Source organism: Tenacibaculum sp. Mcav3-52 (genome assembly GCF_022347665.1).
Lineage (GTDB): Bacteria > Bacteroidota > Bacteroidia > Flavobacteriales > Flavobacteriaceae > Polaribacter > Polaribacter mesophilus.
The window spans coordinates 642964-659729 of the sequence record NZ_JAKRGE010000001.1 but is presented as its reverse complement, the minus strand read 5'-3'; the positions used below and the strand labels follow the sequence as shown (position 1 = coordinate 659729).

Sequence of the window (16766 nt, the reverse complement as noted above, 5' to 3'; positions counted from 1 at the left end):
ATTTTTAACGAATTAATTTGTTAAGGAAAACAAAAAAGCTCATCAATAATTGATGAGCTTTTTGAGGTGTCGAGCGGATTCGAACCGCTGTAGATGGTGTTGCAGACCACTGCCTAGCCACTCGGCCACGACACCTTATATTGATAAGGACTGCAAATTTACAGCTTTTATCTTTTTTTGCAAGCTTTTTTTACTTTTTACGCACTTCTGATAAAACAATTGCAACCTCAGCAACATTTCCTCCAATGGGTGGGTTAATTTTTGCTACGCTAACCTCCGCTTCATCAACCAGTTGTATTTCTTTAAAGATTCTACTTAAAATTCGTTGAGCAACATGCTCTAGTAATTTAGAACGAATTGCCATCTCTTCTTTTACAATTTTATTCAAATGCACATAATCTACCGTATCAACCAAATTATCTGTTTTTGCAGATGTTTGTAAATCAGCTTTTACTTCAATATCAACTCTATATTCCGAACCGATTCTTGCTTCTTCATCTAAGCATCCGTGATTTGTAAAAACACGAATGTCGTTTACACGTATTATTCCCATACCGCAAAAATAGTAATGTTTCTTTATTAAGTTGTGTAAATTTTATTTCAAAAAAAGAGAAAAACAGTTTTGTTTTTCTCTTTTATAATCTCTTTGTTAAAGAACTTCAAATGTTTGACTTAACTCACCCACTGTTACTTTATATTTCCCTTTAGGTAAATAATACTTGTTATTCTTTGCTTTTTTTACCTTAGCTTCTTTGTTTTTCTTTAAGTACTTTTTTCTTCCTTTTTCAGAAAAAGAAACATCATACACTACTTCATTAAATCCTTTTGTTGCTTTAGCCTTTATAGTATTTACCAAAACTTTACCCGAATATATTTCTAACACAACTTCTTTATTTGTAGTTACATAAAAAGGAATTGTGATTTTTGGTGTATTTGGTTCTAACCATTTACTCCAAGAACTACCCCAAGATTTTCTTTTCTTAATATCCTTAATACTGAAAATAGCTTCTTTGTTATCAAATTCTTGTAAAGAAGTAATATTCGCTTTGTACAAACTACGCCCATGTGTTCCTACTAATAAATGTTTTGCTTTAGGTTGAATTACTAAATCGTGTACTGCAACATTTGGCAATCCGTTGCTAAAAGCTTCCCATGTTGAACCTTGATTGAAAGAAACATACAATCCGTTGTCAGTTCCTAAGTATAGGACATTCTCTTTTTTAGGATCTTCCTTAATCACATTTACCGCAGAAGCTGGAATATTACTACTTATATTTTTCCATGTTTTTCCATAGTCATCAGACATGTATACATACGGTGTAAAATCATCAAAACGATATCCGTTTAACGTAACATATACACGCTCTTTCTTATACTTTGAAGCTATTACACGACTTACCCATAAATTTTGGGGTAAAGAATTAGAGATTTTCTCCCAATTTCCTCCTCCGTTTTTAGTTACTTGTACCAATCCATCATCAGAACCTACGTAGATTAATCCAAATTGAAATGGACTTTCAGAAATAGTAGTTAATGTTCCGTAAGCTACATTTCCTTCCTTTTCTCCTTTGGTTAAATCTCCAGAAATTTCTTCCCAATCATCACCTTTATTTAAAGAACGGTGTAACTTATTTCCTCCTAAATATAAAATATCTTGATTGTGTTTTGACAACTGAATAGGAGTTTGCCAATTGAATCGATATGCTGGTTTATCTTTTTTTGGTTTCGGCTGAATATAGGTTTGCTTTCCTGTTGCTCTATCAATTCGATAATAGTTTCCAAACTGATAGCCTGTGTACACTATATTCGGATTTCTGTCATCAACAGCAACCTGCATTCCGTCACCTCCCATTAAACTTTCGTAAGGATTTTGTCCTGTTTGATGCCAGCTTTTGTCAATTTTTGCATTGTGGTTTCCTACCCAAACTCCGTTGTCTTGTAATCCTCCATATACCTTGTACACTTCTTGATTATCCGCATATACGGTATAAAACTGTCCAACTGCTGGTTGGTTTAATTTAATCCAGCTCTCACCATCATCGTATGAAATATTTAGCCCTCCGTCGTTTCCATCAATTAAGTGTCCTTGTTTTTTAGGGTTTACCCATAGCGCCTGATGGTCTGCATGTACATTTTCTTTACTAATAGATGTAAATGTTTTTCCACCATCTTTCGACTTTAAAATTGGTACTCCTAATACATAGATTCCATTTTTGTCTTGCGGATCAACACGAATTTCTCCAAAATAATACCCATACGAATAGTATAAATCATCTAAATGCCCTTCATGTGTTTTTTTCCATGTTTTTCCTCCATCAGTAGTCTTAAAAACCTCCGCTCCTATTACTGGAGTATCAAATAACGCTGCATTTGCATCTTTTAAATAATCAATTAAATCACTTGGCTTCATTTCTCCCGGACTTGAGCGAATGATTTGCTTAATATTTTCCGCACGATATTTTTCTTGAAGACCATTCATTTTGATATATGAATTCAATTTTTTGTCTTTCATATTCAAAAGTTCATCTGCCGAAATTGATGCAAGCTCCTCTTTTGTTAAGGCTCCTGCTCCCTTCTCTTTCTTAGCAGCATCTTTTTTTCTTCGGAATTGACTATCGTGAAAAGCATATACCGTGTTTTGATCATATACTGCTAAACCAATTCTTCCTACTCCATCTCCATTAGGGAAACCATTATTATCAGAAATTTTAGTCCAAGTATTTCCTGCATCTGTCGATTTATAAATTGCAGAATTTTTTCCATCTCCATCAAAATTCCATGCTTTACGTTCACGCTCCCAAGCAGCAGCATATAAAATATTGAAGTTATTTGGTACAGGTTGAATATCTATAATTCCAGTATTTTCATCAATAAACAAGGTTTTTATCCAGGTTTTTCCTCCATCTGTAGTTTTAAAAATTCCTCTTTCATTGTTTGATGAATATAAATGTCCTATAGAACCTACTATTACTTCATCAGGATTTTTTGGATTGATTAAAATTCGTCCAATATGATGTGAATCGAGTAACCCAACGTTTGTCCAAGTTTTACCTTTATCGGTAGATTTTAAAATTCCGATTCCTGCATACGATGATCGAGAAGAATTATTTTCTCCTGTACCAACCCAAATTGTTCTATTTTTCCAATCTACAGCAATATCGCCTACATTTTGTGTAGGAGAGTTGTCTAGAATTGGAGTAAAAGTTGTTCCGTTATTATCAGTATGCCATACTCCTCCTGAAGCATAACCTACATAAAACTCTGTAGTATTTGCTGGGTTTACATCAATATCCACTACACGCCCACTCATCACTGTAGGTCCTATATTTTTAAAGGGAATATTTTTTACTGTAGAAGTTAAAGTTAATGCTTCTTTTTGTTGTAAAGCTTGTTGTATTTTCTCTGCAGATGTAGGTTGCTGTGCAGCTACTGTAAACGGAAATAAAGCTATTAAAGCTTTGGCTAAGGTTCTCATTATAATTTGGTTTAGAAGAAGTGAAAATACTGTAAGCAAAAACTATTTCAAAAAAATTAACAGAATATTGAGAGACTTCTTTTTGAAGTTCTTGTCAAACAAAAAAATTAGTAGCTTTGTTTAACCTCAAAATTTTTAGGTTATGACTATTTTTATTCTTTCTGTTAGTGACCAGATTTATTCAACACAAAGAATATATAAAGAGGCAAGTCGTCGTGGACATAAAGTTGAAATTATAAACCATTTAAAATGTTTTATAAAACTTGGCGATGGTAAACCTGCTATTCTATACAACGGTAAAAATATTATTGATATTCCTGATGTTATTATTCCTCGAATAGGTGTTTCAGCCATGAAACATGGAACAACAGTTGTAAAAGAGTTTGAAATGAACGGAGTATATAGTACTGCTAGTTATTTAGGTATTGTTGATGCACAGAACAAAGCTCGTACTTTACAAATAATGAGTAGAAATGGACTTCCTATTCCGCAGACTGTTTTTTCTGTTGACGCTGAAAATATTGGTGAGCAAATAGATTTATTAGGTGGTTCTCCTGTAATTATTAAGCTACAAGAAGGAACACATGGCTCTGGAGTAATTTTAGCTGAAAGCAAAAAATCTGCGATGTCTATTATTGATACTATGCACGGAACAAATACCAGTATTTTACTACAAGAATTTATTCAGGAAAGTAACAGTGAAGATATTCGTGCTTTTATTGTAAATGGCAAAGTGGTATCTTCTATGAAACGTAAAGGGCTCGAGGGGGACTTTCGTTCTAACATTCATAAAGGAGGTAGCGGACACAAGGTTACATTAACTCCCGAAGAAGAAGAAATAGCTATTAAAGCAGCTCAACACTTAGAACTTCCTATTGCTGGCGTTGATATGATTCGATCAAAAAGAGGACCTCTATTAATTGAAGTCAACTCAACTCCTGGCTTACAAGGAATTGAATCCTACACCAAAGACAATATTGCTAAAGTTATTATTAAATTTTTAGAAGAAAATGTTCGAACAAAATTTTAAAAACGAAATCATAGAAATTCGTGGACAAAAAATTGGTTTAGGCGAATCTAAATTAATTAAGATTCCAATTGATAGGTTACCTACAGGTACTCTAATAGAAATTCCTGTGTATATTTTTAATGGTAATCAATTAGGTCCTACTATTCTACTACAGGGTGGTCTACACGGAGATGAAGTAAATAGTATTGAATTAGTCAGAAGAATGTTAATTGATAAATCGTACAAAATTCACCGAGGTTGTGTTATCGTGGTTCCTTTACTTAATGTGTTTGGCTTTTTAAATATGTCGAGAGACATGCATGGTAAAGATGTAAATCGTAGTTTCCCTGGTTCAAAAACGGGTTCTTTAGCTAGTAGAATGGCGTATTATTTAATGAAAGAAATTACCAATAATGTAGATTTTGCTATTGATTTTCATACGGGAGGTGAACAACGAAATAACTTCCCACAAATACGATACACTCCTGAAGATAAAAAAGGAGTTCAACTAGCCAATATTTTCAATGCTCCATTTATGTTTGGCTCTAAACTTATTCCGAAGTCTTTTAGAAATCAATGTTATAAAAATAATATTCCTGTAATTGTTTATGAAGGAGGAGAATCGTTACGGCTTGAAGAGCATGCTATTAAACAAGGTATTAACGGAACACTTCGTGTTTTAAAACATTTTAAAATGATAAGTGAAAATATAGAAATACCTAAAAACACTACTTCAATACACATTAATAAACATAAATGGGTTCGTGCTAAAGTAGCTGGCTTATTTACTTCTGTTGTTAACAATGGTAATCAAATAATAAAAGGACAAATATTAGGGTATATTATGGATACCTATGGAGAAACAAATTTTTCCGTAAAATCACCTTACGATGGATATATCATTGCTAAAAATAATTTTCCAATCATTAATATGGGAGATGCTTTATTCCACATAGGGAAACCATAACAACTTTTCTTAATTGTTGTTTTTAGTTCTCTCATTAAATCAGTTATATTAATATAGAAGCATCTTAGGTAAGGCTTTTTTTATTTATAGCCGAACCCCAATAAAATAGCAGTACCTTTGCTGGCTCATAGTAGTATTTTCTTTAAATACTACTGAAGAATTATATATGACATTTACATCGTTAGGTTTATCAAAAGCTTTAGTGAAAGCTGTAACCGAAAAAGGGTACGAAACTCCCTCTCCTATTCAAGAAAAAGCAATTCCCGTTATTTTAGAAGGTAAAGACGTATTAGCCTCTGCACAAACTGGAACCGGTAAAACAGCAGGGTTTACTTTGCCTATTTTACAAAACATATCAGAAAAAAAGAATCCGAAATACCGTCCAATTAAAGCATTAGTGCTAACTCCTACAAGAGAATTAGCAGCTCAAGTATATGATAATGTGCGCGAATATAGCACGCATTTAAACATTAAATCTACCGCTATTTTTGGTGGTGTAAAACCAAGTTCTCAAATAGCTACTCTTAAAAAAGGAATAGATATTTTAGTAGCTACTCCTGGTAGATTAATTGATTTACATGAACAAAATCAACTTTCTTTAAAACGTGTAGATGTTTTGGTTTTAGATGAAGCCGACAGAATGTTAGACATGGGGTTTTTACGAGATATTAAAAAAATCATCTCTTTTTTACCACAAAAACGTCAAAATTTATTGTTTTCGGCAACTTTTTCAAAAGAAATAAAAAAATTAGCACAAGGTATTTTACACAACCCGGTTTTAGTTGAAACAGCTCCTGAAAATACAACTGCCGAAAAAGTAAATCAGAAACTATACAAAGTTCCGAAGAGCAAGAAAACAGAATTGGTTGGTCAGTTAATTTCAAAAGGAAACTGGAGCCAGGTATTAATTTTTACTCGAACCAAGCACGGTGCTAATAGGTTGACTGAAAAACTAATTAAACGAGGAATTTCAGCAGCAGCTATGCATGGTAACAAAAGTCAAGGAGCAAGAACCAAAGCTCTAAAAGGCTTTAAAGATAATTCTATCAGAGTACTGGTAGCTACCGATATTGCTGCTCGTGGATTAGACATTCCATTATTACCACACGTTATTAATTTTGAACTTCCCAATGTTCCTGAAGACTATGTACACAGAATTGGTAGAACAGGAAGAGCTGGTGCTAGTGGCGAAGCAATTTCTTTGGTCGCACAAGAGGAAGAAGCTTATTTAAAAAGTATTGAGAAGTTATTAGGGCAAAAAATAGCTATTTCTGAATTAGAAGGTTTTGATTTATCTACTATAAAAAATGAAATAACTACTGAGCGACCAAAGCAGCAATCTAGAAACAAACCGACTAAAAAAACACTTAAAACATCTTCTAATTCAAAGAAAAAAGTGTCAACAGAAAACACTAAAAAACATACTCCTAGAAAACGAAATAATCGTAATAGGAAAAATAATAACAAAACATCTCGTTAACAATTTTACTTCTTTAATTATTAAGTTTTTTGAAGTTTCATTACTAAAAAACTTCTATGTTAATTCTTTGAAAAACTAAAGAAGTTATTAAAATATTAGATAAAAAGCCTATACCAGATTAGTTGAGTTAAAATCAATTATCAATACAATTTATTTCAAAGGATGCTGTAAAAAGCATCCTTTTTTATACTTTTAAGCTAAAAATTTATTTCCATAAATGGATGCTTCTAAAAAAGCTATTACACAGCACATACAAAACATTATAAATAATGAAGTCTTAAATATGTTAATTCCAGAAATTATTGACTGTTTTAAAGAGTTTTCCTTATCTAGAAATGATTTTTTTGTTAAAAAAGGAAACGTTTGTTCCTATTTTTGTTTTATAGAAAGTGGCATTTTACAACATGCTGTCTCGGTTTCTGGAGAAGAAAAGACCACTTATTTAGCTTTAAAAAATAGTTTTACCTCATCATTAAAAAGTTTTTTACAACAAACTCCTTCTCCTAAAAACATTAAAGCTTTGAGTGCCTGCAAGCTTTGGATTATTAACATAAGTGATTTTAAACATTTAATGAAACATAATAAGGCCTTTTATCAGTTTTATTACAACTTAGTCGAACATCAAATTTTTTTGATTGACGATTACCGCATTGATTTACTGACTTTAACTCCTGAAGAGCGTTATAAAAAACTACTCGTAAACGAACCTAAACTACTTCAAGAAGTTCCACTACATTATTTAGCTTCTTTTTTAGGAATTTCTACTCGCCATATGAGTAGAATTCGAAAAAACATAAATTAGCGCCAAATGGCTAATATTTGCATAGTTTCTTTCCGTATTTTTGAGGGAATCTTATCAATTTAATTGAAACATTATGAAGTACGACGCAATAAACAGTCAATTATTTATAAAAAACCGTAAAAACTTCATGGCTCAAATGAAGCCTAGTAGTTTAGCTATTTTTAACTCAAACGATATTTATCCTGTAAGTGCCGATAGCACGTTACCTTTTGAACAACACCGTGATATTTTCTTTTTAAGTGGTGTTGACCAAGAAGAAAGTATATTAATTTTATTTCCTGATTGTCCGAAAGAAAATCTACGTGAAGTACTATTTTTACGTGAAACTAACGAGCATATTGCTGTATGGGAAGGTGAAAAACTAACCAAAGAAAGAGCATTAGAGACTAGCGGTATTAAAAACGTATACTGGTTACAAGACTTAGAAAAAGTACTGGCTGAAATGATGGCTTTAGCTGATACGGTTTATATCAACACGAACGAACATTACCGTGCTAATGTTGAAACTGAAACTCGTGAAGCTCGTTTTACTAAATGGTTATTAAACAAATATCCTGCACATTCAGTAGCAAAAAGTAACCCAATTTTACAACGTTTACGTTCGGTAAAAGATCAAATCGAAATTGATTTAATTCAAACGGCTTGTGACATTACTGAAAAAGGATTCAGACGTGTGTTAGACTTCGTAAAACCTGGTGTTTGGGAATATGAAATAGAAGCAGAATTCATTCACGAGTTCATCAGAAATCGTTCTAAGAAATTCGCTTATACCCCAATTATTGCTTCTGGTAACAATGCAAACGTATTGCACTATATTGAAAACAACCAACAATGTAAAGCAGGTGATTTATTACTGATGGATGTTGGAGCTGAATATGCTAACTATTCTTCGGATATGACTCGTACCATACCTGTTTCTGGTCGTTTTACCGACAGGCAAAAAGCGGTATACAATGCTGTTAACCGTGTAAAAAACGACGCTACTAAAATGTTAGTTCCAGGAACTCTTTGGGCTGAGTACCATGTTGAGGTTGGTAAATTAATGACTTCGGAATTATTAGGTTTAGGGTTATTAGACAAAGCTGATGTGCAAAATGAAGACCCTAACTCGCCAGCATACAAAAAATATTTTATGCACGGTACTTCTCACCACATGGGCTTAGATACGCATGACTACGGATTGTTACATGAACCAATGCAAGCAAACCAAGTATTTACAGTTGAACCTGGTATTTATATTCCTGATGAAGGTTTTGGTATTCGTTTAGAAGATGATGTAGTTATTCAAGAAACAGGTGAGCCATTCAACTTAATGCGCAACATACCTATTGAAGCAGACGAAATAGAAGATATTATGAATAAATAGTATCATTTTCCATATTTTAAAAGCGTTATTAAAATTTCTATTAAAAGGAGTTTTAATGGCGTTTTTATTTTACTACTTTTAGCGTTTAAAAATCATTATGATGACTACCTATATAGAAATGGTTGGAGTATGGCAACTAATTTTAATCTTAATTGTTTTACTTGGAATTATTCCAACAATAATTGCGCTTATTGATATTTTAAAAAGTAAATTTAAAGGAAACAATAAAATTGTCTGGATTCTCGTTGTTTTATTAGCTAACTTTTTTGGTGCTTTTTTATATTTCCTAATTGGAAGAGAACAAAAAATAAAAGAGTGAACAAAAATCCTTTACTATGAAAACCCTACTTTATATATTCGCTTTTGCATTGATTTCTTGTGCTTCAACTCAAATAAACAAGATTGATAATTCCGATTTGGTCGGAACATGGAATTGGACCAATACTGATGGTGGTTTTGGAAACCATATTCATAAAACTCCCGAAACACTCAACAAAAACGTACAATTAACCTTGTTGAAAAACAATCAGTTTTCTATATCAAAAAATGACTCCCTCATTTCAAAAGGTACATACACCCTAGAAATGAAAAAGGCAATTTATTCAAATAAACAAGAACGTTTTATACAACTTTCAAACGATCAGCAATTTTCAGGAATTGTCCTCTCAGGAATTATTAGGTTCATAAAACCAAATACTTTAGAAATTTCTGACAATAACTACGATGGACTTGGAAGTAGATTTGTAAAATTGAATTAAAAAACCCGTAAAAACGGGTTTTTTATTATTAATCAATTATTAAAACACTACTCTACTGTTAAAGTATATTGAGGTGTTGGATTAAGCGGACAAAAGTACACGTACTCCCCTTTTGTTAAAGTTACTTTTTTAGAGCTTGACTTACTGTTGTTTTTTACTAAAGAAGTTACATACGCGTTTTTTATATGATGCTTTTCTTCTGTTTTTCCTTTTGGCGCTAATACAAACCCTACATCGTGTCCTACGTTCTTGTTTGAAATTTCAAAAACATAAGTTCCTTCTGAAAGAGTTAACGATTTTTGAGTGAATTTTCCTTTTGTTTGCTCTAAAGAAATGGTTTTTGCTTTTTGCGCATTTGCTGTAAATGCAAATCCAACTAATAATACTAAAATAGCTACTACTTTTTTCATTTTTATTGATTTTTATGATTTTACTTTTTATAGATGAATAGCTCTGTAACCTAAAACCCCGTAACTACACTTTGTAAATAAGGCCACAAGAGCTATTCGTTTTTTATGCACTTTGTGTGAATTTTCCTGCTTCTACTTTTGGAAAATCAACTTCAGTTTCTGCTATATGATTTACATAGTTTGTTAAGGTGTTGGCTACAACATTTAATACAATTTCTAAAATATCTCCGTCGTTATACCCAGCTGCTTTTACCTCAGCTATTTCTACTGAACTTACATTTCCTTTGTTTTTTGTAACACTTTGTGCAAATTTTAAGCCTGCTTTGGTTTTAGCATCAGAAGCCTCTGCTTGTCGGTTTTGTTCAATTTCTTCCTCTGACAAGCCATTGTTTTTTCCTATTGCCGTGTGTGCTGATAAACAATAGTTACATTCATTTTCTTCTGCTATAACTAATGCTAATTGCTCTCTAAATTTGTTTGAAAAATTCCCGCTTCCATTTAATTCTCCCAAGCTTAGATAGCTTTGTAAAAGTGCTGGTGAATTTCCCATTACTTTAATTAGGTTTGGAATAAATCCTAACTTATTTTGAACTGCATCAAACAATTCTTTTGATTTTCCTGTTGTGGTTTCTGGGTTTAAAGTTTCAATTCTTGTGCTCATAATTTTACTATTTTAAAGTTGTCTTTTTAGTTTATTTTTTCACAGTTACATAATTCTCTTTCAGGAAACTGCTCATCGTATTCTTGATATCCCCAACAATTAGGGCATTGGTTAATTTCTGTTCTCATAATTCGTTGTTTTTGAATTCTGATACAAAGGTGCGACAGGAATAGACCTTAAAAAATGGACAAAGGTTCTTAAAACTTGGACAAGCTATTTTTGCTAACATTTTTCTTACAAAAAACTAGCTTTTTATTTATGGTTTCGTAAAATACAGGTAACGTAACAACACGTTTATAGTAGTACTTTTAAGGCGTCGAAAAGGTTGTTTGTATTAGTGTAACAAAAAACTTTATTAGTTGTGTAGTTTACCACGCGTTGCGTGGTTTTTTCTTTTATAAGCTATAACTTCTTTTAAATTGTTTTGGCGATTGCCCTGTAGCTTTGGTAAAAAACCGAGAAAAGTACGCAGGATCATTAAATCCTAAATCAAAAGCAACTTGTTTAATAGAGTCATCTGTATACAACAACAGTCTTTTTGCTTCGGTAATAATTCTGTTTTTTATAAAGTCGCTTGGAGTTTCCGTTCCTATTTTTTGAAGGTGTTTTGTTAGTGATTTTGGTGATAAGCCTAACCGATAAGCATATCCTGTAACTCGGTGTATCTTTTTAAAATTTTGCTCTACCAATAGGCTAAAATCTTTAAAAAGCTTGGTTTCTACACTCTCTTTTACAACATCTTTTTCTTTTTTTATTCGTACTGAATATACAATAAACTGTTTTAAAAGCGATTGTAGCATATCGTATTGGGCTGTTTCTTCTAACTCAAACTCTTCTTTTAGGTTTTGAAGAATAAAATCTAATTTTTGCGTTTCTTTTTCTGAAGGTACTACAAAAGGTGTTTCATATATATTATTAAACAATACTCCATTACATGATACCTCTGCATCGTGTCTTTGAATACAATAAAAATCTCTTGTAAAACTAAGTTGATAGGCTTCTTTAATTTTTTCGGAATCTACTGAAAATACTTGTCCTGGTGATAAAAAAAATAATACTCCATCTTCAAAAGAGTAACTTTTAAAATCGATATTATACTTACCTGTTCCTTCTTTTATCCAAAATACTTTGTATTGATTTATTTGCTGTGGTGAGTTTACTACACATGATTCTTCAAACTGAACTGTTTGCAACGAAAAAATATTTTGATAGGAGTAGTTTTGAATATCTTGTACCGCCATTTATACATAGTTTTATTGTTTGTCGAAAAAAATAGAGAGAGCTGACAAGTTTTTTAAAAACTTAAAATTCGTTTTAATACCCGAATAGTTTATTGTTCGGGTATTAAAACGAATTTTTAACTTCTATGGTTGAAAATTAATTCTTTTAATTCAACAATCGATACCCTACACCTACATTATGGGTAGGTTGATTGAGTTGGTTGATATTTAATCGGTAACTAGCAAACCATTTTCCTTTTCGATTGTATTGCAGTCCGAAACTGAGGTTGTCAAAGGTTTGTGGGTTTCCTCCTATTTCGGTAAAGAGATACAAGCCACTTCTGTAGGTTTTTGGATGCTCAATCGTTTTGGTAATAGTTATTTCTCGGGGTACTTTGAGTTTATACGATAACTGACTATCTAACAATTTTCCTTTTACCAAATCGTAGTTATAAATTTCTATATCGGCATTCTTTAAAGTATCTCGGTATATTTTTGCGGCTACATAATCGTTAGTGTCTTTGATAAAAATGGTGTCTTTTACAATCTTGGTGACATCATTTTTATGGACATACACTTTTTGGTATTTAATGGTTTGTACCTTAAACGTATCTATTTTGGTTTGCCAAACGGTGTCTTTTACTACGGTTATTTTGGGGGTTTGTGGGTTTGTTTTTTGATATCTTTTATTAAAAAGATTGACAAGTAACAGCACTATAATAACCCCCAATAGCAACCTATCGGTTTTGTTATTAAAAAAATTCATGATGTTTTTGTTTTAGATTTTATACCATTTACAACTTGAAATCATAACTGGTATTAGAAAAATGTTTGTCAGTTCAAAGAGCGAAGAATGAGTGACGAAAAATCTCTTAAAGATGAGATTTCTCCTCATATCTCGTCGAAATGACACCAAACACTAAAAATTAACAGGAAAAAGAACCACTAAAAACGATTGTTAGGGGTTAGACTTTGGTTTTTGGTTATTCTCTCTATCAAACCAATTGAGGAATAAATTTAACCATTCTTGCAACTCCTGAAGCATCAATATCTTGATAGTATAAATCTATACTATCATCTGGTTGCTTATAATAATTAGTAAAATTAAAGTTATAATTATATTTATCTCCACTGTACGCACTTACTGAAGGTATATTTAACCTACCTGTTAATTCTTTTATATTAAACTTCGCACCCCAAAAGCTTACCTTATTCTTAGGGTAAATTATTTCAAAGTCATTTATAGATGTATTAAATATACATTCTTTAAATGTAACTAAATTAGTGTAAGACTCACTAATGGGAACGTATGTACTTTCATCAAACTGTAGTTTAAAAGAATTTATTTTTCCATTAAAAATTACATTATATAATTCAGCAAAACAAGTGAATCCGTTTACCGTATTATTAAATGTTGTTCTTCTTACGTTATTAATAAAGTAACAAAATTCAATGTCTCCTTTAAATATTCCACTTAAACTTCTTCTAACAATAGTCCCTATTATTCTAACTCTATTGCTCGCGTTATCACTTTTAAGAAATATTGAGTTGTTTATACTACTAATGTAACCATAAGATATAAACAAGTCAGGTGCACTATCAATCCCCTTACTTAATTCTGTTTCTCCATTAAGAATCTCTAAATTACTTAAGTTAAAAACTACTGTATTTCCACTTATATTCACCAACTTTTTTTGCATCTCTGTTATACTTCCTAAAAAAACAGTACCAGGTGCTGCTGAAGAGTTTGTTTCATTTCTACCTACCATCAGTCTAACTTCTGTACAATTGGTTATAGTAACTCCTTCATTATATTCTGAATTAACATACTTTATCTCACAATCAAAAGCTTTACCTTTAATCACTATATTTCTATTATGAAGCTTTACCTTACAAGCTTGTTCTTTTGTAGGAATTGCTGTATTAGAAAAAGTTAAATACTCTTGTGAGTCGTTTACATCAATAACAATATTCATGTAAGCTTTAGTTTTTGTGTAATTATAGTCTTCAAAAAAAGTAGTTGTAGTACCAAAAGGTTGCCTATTCCAATAAAACAGGTTATTTATATTGTCACCTGCAGAAGAATTATCATTTTTATAAGCTACTCTCATATAACTCAAATCTTCTGGAGCTTTTGCCAAACTATATCTAGGATAACTAATTGATGAATCATATACAGGTATTGAACCTTTATATCTTACAAATTTTTCTGTTCTAAAATCGTAAGGAGTTTCAATTTCTAACTCCTTGTCAATCCTATTCAAAATAGTTCCTTGGTTAGCTATATTTGTTACAGGACTGTTTGCCTCATCTACTCCATCAAATGTTACAGTAGATACATCATATTCAACTTTATCATTTACATAGGTTAAACTTCTTGCTGTAGAAAATAAAGTATTATTAGTTTCTGCTTTTACGACTAGTTTTTCAACAGGTGAATCTTGCTTAATAACATCTGTATCAATCTGTTTATAGATATTTTTAAAATCAAAAGAGTATTCTTGATCTGGTACTAAACTATTTGTTGATATTAAATTTAATAAGTCATCATAAGTCGTTTCAATGACTGACAGCTCTGTTCCAATAGTCCCCACTAATGAAGATATATCAATACTAAAAGCACTATCATCATCTCTTTTAACAATAAGGTTGTTTCCTTGTACTTCTCCACTTACCAATCGTGCTAAATTTATATTATCTAAATAAGGCGTTAAGTCAATTTGTGAAACGCTTACGCCATCTTTTAATAAATCAACGGTGTTAGTTCCAGAAATGGGAGATAATGTATATTCAGGTGCTTGTTGCTCAGAAGCAATACTAACCTCTCCTGTTTCATCAATGACAAATCTGCGGTTGGCTTCTCCTTCGGGTTGTTTGGCATCTATATAACTATCAATTAAATCGGCATATTGTTGTTGTGTTGGCTTATCGCCTGTTTCAAAAAATTGCTTTAAAGTTTCTTTGTTTTGTTTCATTTTTGTTCTTTTTTATCGTTTTTAAATTTGTTTTTGATAAAAAAGAGCCGCTAAAAACTGGATTTGCTAGTGGCTATACTTTTTGTTAATTATTTTTAATACAACTAGCTTAATATCTCCTTTGATGTATATGAGAAGTTTATGTATAACGTTTCATTATCCCAAACCCTATCTTTAATATTTACTCTTCCTAAATCATGTCTTACATAACAACCATAATTCTCATGAGCTTGTATATTATAAACGGTTCCTGAGACAGATACACCAATGGGGAAACCATCAATGTTAGGTGCTATATATACTTCTCCATAAGTAGCTTGACCATCAGACGTTACGCCTGATAATATTATATCAACAAAAACACGGTCTCCAATAGTATAATACTCACCTTTTACTTGTTGTACTGAAAATGAAGATCCTGTAGCAAAAAAACTAGGTGTAAATACACCTTCTGTAATATTAACTCTAGGAGCTGTATTAATCACTGGTTGTAAAGGATCTGTTTCATCAATCATAATATTAGTTCCTGCTTGGTAAGTTGGAACTTGCTGTTCAGAAGTTACACTTACCTCTCCTGTTTCGTCAATTACAAACCTTCGGTTGGGTTCTCCTTCGGGTTGTTTGGCATCGATATAGCTATCAATTAAATCGGAATATTGTTGTTGGGTTGGCTTGTCGCCTGTTTCAAAAAATTGTTTTAATGTTTCTTTGTTTTGTTTCATTTTTGTTCTTTTTTATCGTTTTTAAATTGTTTTTGATAAAAAAGAGTCGCTAAAAAAAGTGTTAGCGACTAAACTTTTTCTTTGTCGTTGTTTTTTTGTTTTTCGGTTGTTTGCTCTAAGGTACCTTGCATACCCGCTTGTTTTAACAAACTGTGCAATGCTTTAAAGGGGTTTACTCCATAAATTTTGTTGTAGTTTTCTAAAATTGACTTTGTTTCTGTAATAGCTATAAATCCTGCTATTATTTTTAAAAAAGGAACTTCATTTACAATGTGTTTTTCTAAAAAATAAGCTGATATAATTACCAAGTTATAAATAACAAACTTAGAAATGGTATGTCCAATTCGTTCGCTTTTTATAGGTATTTGTAATTTTAAAGAGGCATAGGCTCCTGTAATAAAATCAACTACGATTAGTAACATCATGGTAGTTAACACTCCATTTAAAGGCGACAATAAAGCAAGCAACCAAAAAATGAAATGCGAAAATTTATCCATTCTTTTTTAGTTTTCTAAAGTCTAATACCCTGTTTTTAGGATATGCTTTAATACTTACACTATTTCCTTGATTACCTCCTAATAGATACACATATCGTCTGGTTTCTTTAATTAAGAACCCAACATGTCCTTTCCAGCTACTAGGATTTTCTCTCCATAAAACCACCACATCTCCTGGTTCTGGATTTGTAGTAGAGTCTCCTACCGACAACCAACTGCGTGCAGTTAGCTGGTTTGTGTGTTCATAACCTGCTTTTTTAGCTACCCAATTTGCAAAGGCACTGCACCAAGCGGTTTCATCTTTAAATTTTCCTCCATCAAAACCTAATGAAGTAAAATAGTTTATAATTTGAGGATGATCTTTTGAGCCTTTCACCTCTTTGACTCCATATTGCGATAACGCTACTGATATTAAATTATTCAT

Annotated in this window: 17 protein-coding genes and 1 tRNA gene; 7 read left to right on the top strand and 11 right to left on the bottom strand. The window is 31.9% G+C overall.

Going from position 1 to position 16766, the window contains the following annotated elements; all coding sequences use genetic code 11:
• Window positions 1–64: 64 nt before the first annotated feature.
• From MHM83_RS03075 to MHM83_RS03065, 3 genes are all read right to left on the bottom strand, one after another.
• A tRNA-Cys gene (locus MHM83_RS03075) sits at window positions 65–135 on the bottom strand.
• Window positions 136–190: 55 nt separating this feature from the next.
• Window positions 191–553 carry a dihydroneopterin aldolase gene (gene folB, locus MHM83_RS03070; protein ID WP_047788131.1) on the bottom strand — a complete coding sequence of 121 codons (363 nt, stop codon included), beginning with the start codon at window positions 551–553 and terminating at the stop codon, window positions 191–193.
• 96 nt (window positions 554–649) lie between these two features.
• Window positions 650–3475: a VPS10 domain-containing protein gene (locus MHM83_RS03065; RefSeq protein WP_239178342.1), complete on the bottom strand. Its 2826-nt coding sequence runs from the start codon at window positions 3473–3475 to the stop codon at window positions 650–652.
• A 142-nt stretch (window positions 3476–3617) separates the two neighbouring features.
• Between MHM83_RS03065 and MHM83_RS03060 the strand changes: the two genes are divergently transcribed.
• From MHM83_RS03060 to MHM83_RS03030, 7 genes are all read left to right on the top strand, one after another.
• Window positions 3618–4505 (top strand): RimK family alpha-L-glutamate ligase, encoded by an 888-nt coding sequence (locus tag MHM83_RS03060; protein WP_073182409.1) that lies wholly within the window; start codon window positions 3618–3620, stop codon window positions 4503–4505.
• A complete protein-coding gene (locus MHM83_RS03055) occupies window positions 4486–5451 on the top strand; it encodes a succinylglutamate desuccinylase/aspartoacylase family protein (protein WP_073182408.1) in 966 nt (321 codons plus the stop codon). The genes MHM83_RS03060 and MHM83_RS03055 overlap by 20 nt, the downstream gene beginning before the upstream one ends.
• 166 nt (window positions 5452–5617) lie before the next feature.
• On the top strand, window positions 5618–6931 hold the full coding sequence (locus MHM83_RS03050; protein WP_239178341.1) for a DEAD/DEAH box helicase: 1314 nt from the start codon (window positions 5618–5620) through the stop codon (window positions 6929–6931).
• Window positions 6932–7148: 217 nt separating this feature from the next.
• Window positions 7149–7733: a Crp/Fnr family transcriptional regulator gene (locus MHM83_RS03045; RefSeq protein WP_073182406.1), complete on the top strand. Its 585-nt coding sequence runs from the start codon at window positions 7149–7151 to the stop codon at window positions 7731–7733.
• A gap of 73 nt (window positions 7734–7806) precedes the next feature.
• Window positions 7807–9099, top strand: a complete 1293-nt coding sequence (locus MHM83_RS03040; RefSeq protein ID WP_239178340.1) for an aminopeptidase P family protein — start codon at window positions 7807–7809, stop codon at window positions 9097–9099.
• A 100-nt stretch (window positions 9100–9199) separates the two neighbouring features.
• Window positions 9200–9418, top strand: a complete 219-nt coding sequence (locus MHM83_RS03035) for a PLD nuclease N-terminal domain-containing protein (protein WP_239178339.1) — start codon at window positions 9200–9202, stop codon at window positions 9416–9418.
• Between the two features lie 16 nt (window positions 9419–9434).
• Window positions 9435–9857 (top strand): hypothetical protein, encoded by a 423-nt coding sequence (locus tag MHM83_RS03030; protein WP_073182404.1) that lies wholly within the window; start codon window positions 9435–9437, stop codon window positions 9855–9857.
• 47 nt (window positions 9858–9904) lie between these two features.
• Here the strand turns inward: MHM83_RS03030 and MHM83_RS03025 are convergent, their stop codons facing one another.
• The 8 genes from MHM83_RS03025 to MHM83_RS02990 form a co-directional block, all read right to left on the bottom strand.
• On the bottom strand, window positions 9905–10267 hold the full coding sequence (locus MHM83_RS03025; RefSeq protein ID WP_073182403.1) for a cupredoxin domain-containing protein: 363 nt from the start codon (window positions 10265–10267) through the stop codon (window positions 9905–9907).
• A 103-nt stretch (window positions 10268–10370) separates the two neighbouring features.
• Window positions 10371–10928, bottom strand: a complete 558-nt coding sequence (locus tag MHM83_RS03020) for a carboxymuconolactone decarboxylase family protein (RefSeq protein WP_047788122.1) — start codon at window positions 10926–10928, stop codon at window positions 10371–10373.
• 395 nt (window positions 10929–11323) lie between these two features.
• Entirely contained in the window at window positions 11324–12169 is an 846-nt protein-coding gene (locus MHM83_RS03015; protein ID WP_239178338.1) for a helix-turn-helix domain-containing protein, read from the bottom strand.
• Window positions 12170–12314: 145 nt separating this feature from the next.
• The gene (locus MHM83_RS03010; RefSeq protein WP_239178337.1) at window positions 12315–12914 is read right to left on the bottom strand and encodes a hypothetical protein; all 600 of its coding nucleotides are present in this window, start codon (window positions 12912–12914) and stop codon (window positions 12315–12317) included.
• A 229-nt stretch (window positions 12915–13143) separates the two neighbouring features.
• Window positions 13144–15123, bottom strand: coding sequence for a hypothetical protein (locus tag MHM83_RS03005; RefSeq protein WP_159610658.1), 1980 nt, complete (start codon window positions 15121–15123; stop codon window positions 13144–13146).
• 104 nt (window positions 15124–15227) lie between these two features.
• Window positions 15228–15845, bottom strand: a complete 618-nt coding sequence (locus MHM83_RS03000) for a hypothetical protein (RefSeq protein WP_159610656.1) — start codon at window positions 15843–15845, stop codon at window positions 15228–15230.
• Window positions 15846–15913: 68 nt separating this feature from the next.
• On the bottom strand, window positions 15914–16342 hold the full coding sequence (locus MHM83_RS02995) for a phage holin family protein (RefSeq protein ID WP_047788116.1): 429 nt from the start codon (window positions 16340–16342) through the stop codon (window positions 15914–15916).
• Entirely contained in the window at window positions 16335–16766 is a 432-nt protein-coding gene (locus MHM83_RS02990) for a TIGR02594 family protein (protein ID WP_159610655.1), read from the bottom strand. Before MHM83_RS02990 ends, MHM83_RS02995 begins: the two co-directional genes overlap by 8 nt.

What these genes read in the sequence shown, in the direction of transcription:
- folB (WP_047788131.1), bottom strand. Translation starts at nt 553, where the DNA reads ATGGGAATAATACGTGTAAACGACATTCGTGTTTTTACAAATCACGGA.
- MHM83_RS03065 (WP_239178342.1), bottom strand. Translation starts at nt 3,475, where the DNA reads ATGAGAACCTTAGCCAAAGCTTTAATAGCTTTATTTCCGTTTACAGTA.
- MHM83_RS03060 (WP_073182409.1), top strand. Translation starts at nt 3,618, where the DNA reads ATGACTATTTTTATTCTTTCTGTTAGTGACCAGATTTATTCAACACAA.
- MHM83_RS03055 (WP_073182408.1), top strand. Translation starts at nt 4,486, where the DNA reads ATGTTCGAACAAAATTTTAAAAACGAAATCATAGAAATTCGTGGACAA.
- MHM83_RS03050 (WP_239178341.1), top strand. Translation starts at nt 5,618, where the DNA reads ATGACATTTACATCGTTAGGTTTATCAAAAGCTTTAGTGAAAGCTGTA.
- MHM83_RS03045 (WP_073182406.1), top strand. Translation starts at nt 7,149, where the DNA reads ATGGATGCTTCTAAAAAAGCTATTACACAGCACATACAAAACATTATA.
- MHM83_RS03040 (WP_239178340.1), top strand. Translation starts at nt 7,807, where the DNA reads ATGAAGTACGACGCAATAAACAGTCAATTATTTATAAAAAACCGTAAA.
- MHM83_RS03035 (WP_239178339.1), top strand. Translation starts at nt 9,200, where the DNA reads ATGACTACCTATATAGAAATGGTTGGAGTATGGCAACTAATTTTAATC.
- MHM83_RS03030 (WP_073182404.1), top strand. Translation starts at nt 9,435, where the DNA reads ATGAAAACCCTACTTTATATATTCGCTTTTGCATTGATTTCTTGTGCT.
- MHM83_RS03025 (WP_073182403.1), bottom strand. Translation starts at nt 10,267, where the DNA reads ATGAAAAAAGTAGTAGCTATTTTAGTATTATTAGTTGGATTTGCATTT.
- MHM83_RS03020 (WP_047788122.1), bottom strand. Translation starts at nt 10,928, where the DNA reads ATGAGCACAAGAATTGAAACTTTAAACCCAGAAACCACAACAGGAAAA.
- MHM83_RS03015 (WP_239178338.1), bottom strand. Translation starts at nt 12,169, where the DNA reads ATGGCGGTACAAGATATTCAAAACTACTCCTATCAAAATATTTTTTCG.
- MHM83_RS03010 (WP_239178337.1), bottom strand. Translation starts at nt 12,914, where the DNA reads ATGAATTTTTTTAATAACAAAACCGATAGGTTGCTATTGGGGGTTATT.
- MHM83_RS03005 (WP_159610658.1), bottom strand. Translation starts at nt 15,123, where the DNA reads ATGAAACAAAACAAAGAAACTTTAAAGCAATTTTTTGAAACAGGCGAT.
- MHM83_RS03000 (WP_159610656.1), bottom strand. Translation starts at nt 15,845, where the DNA reads ATGAAACAAAACAAAGAAACATTAAAACAATTTTTTGAAACAGGCGAC.
- MHM83_RS02995 (WP_047788116.1), bottom strand. Translation starts at nt 16,342, where the DNA reads ATGGATAAATTTTCGCATTTCATTTTTTGGTTGCTTGCTTTATTGTCG.
- MHM83_RS02990 (WP_159610655.1), bottom strand. Translation starts at nt 16,766, where the DNA reads ATGAATAATTTAATATCAGTAGCGTTATCGCAATATGGAGTCAAAGAG.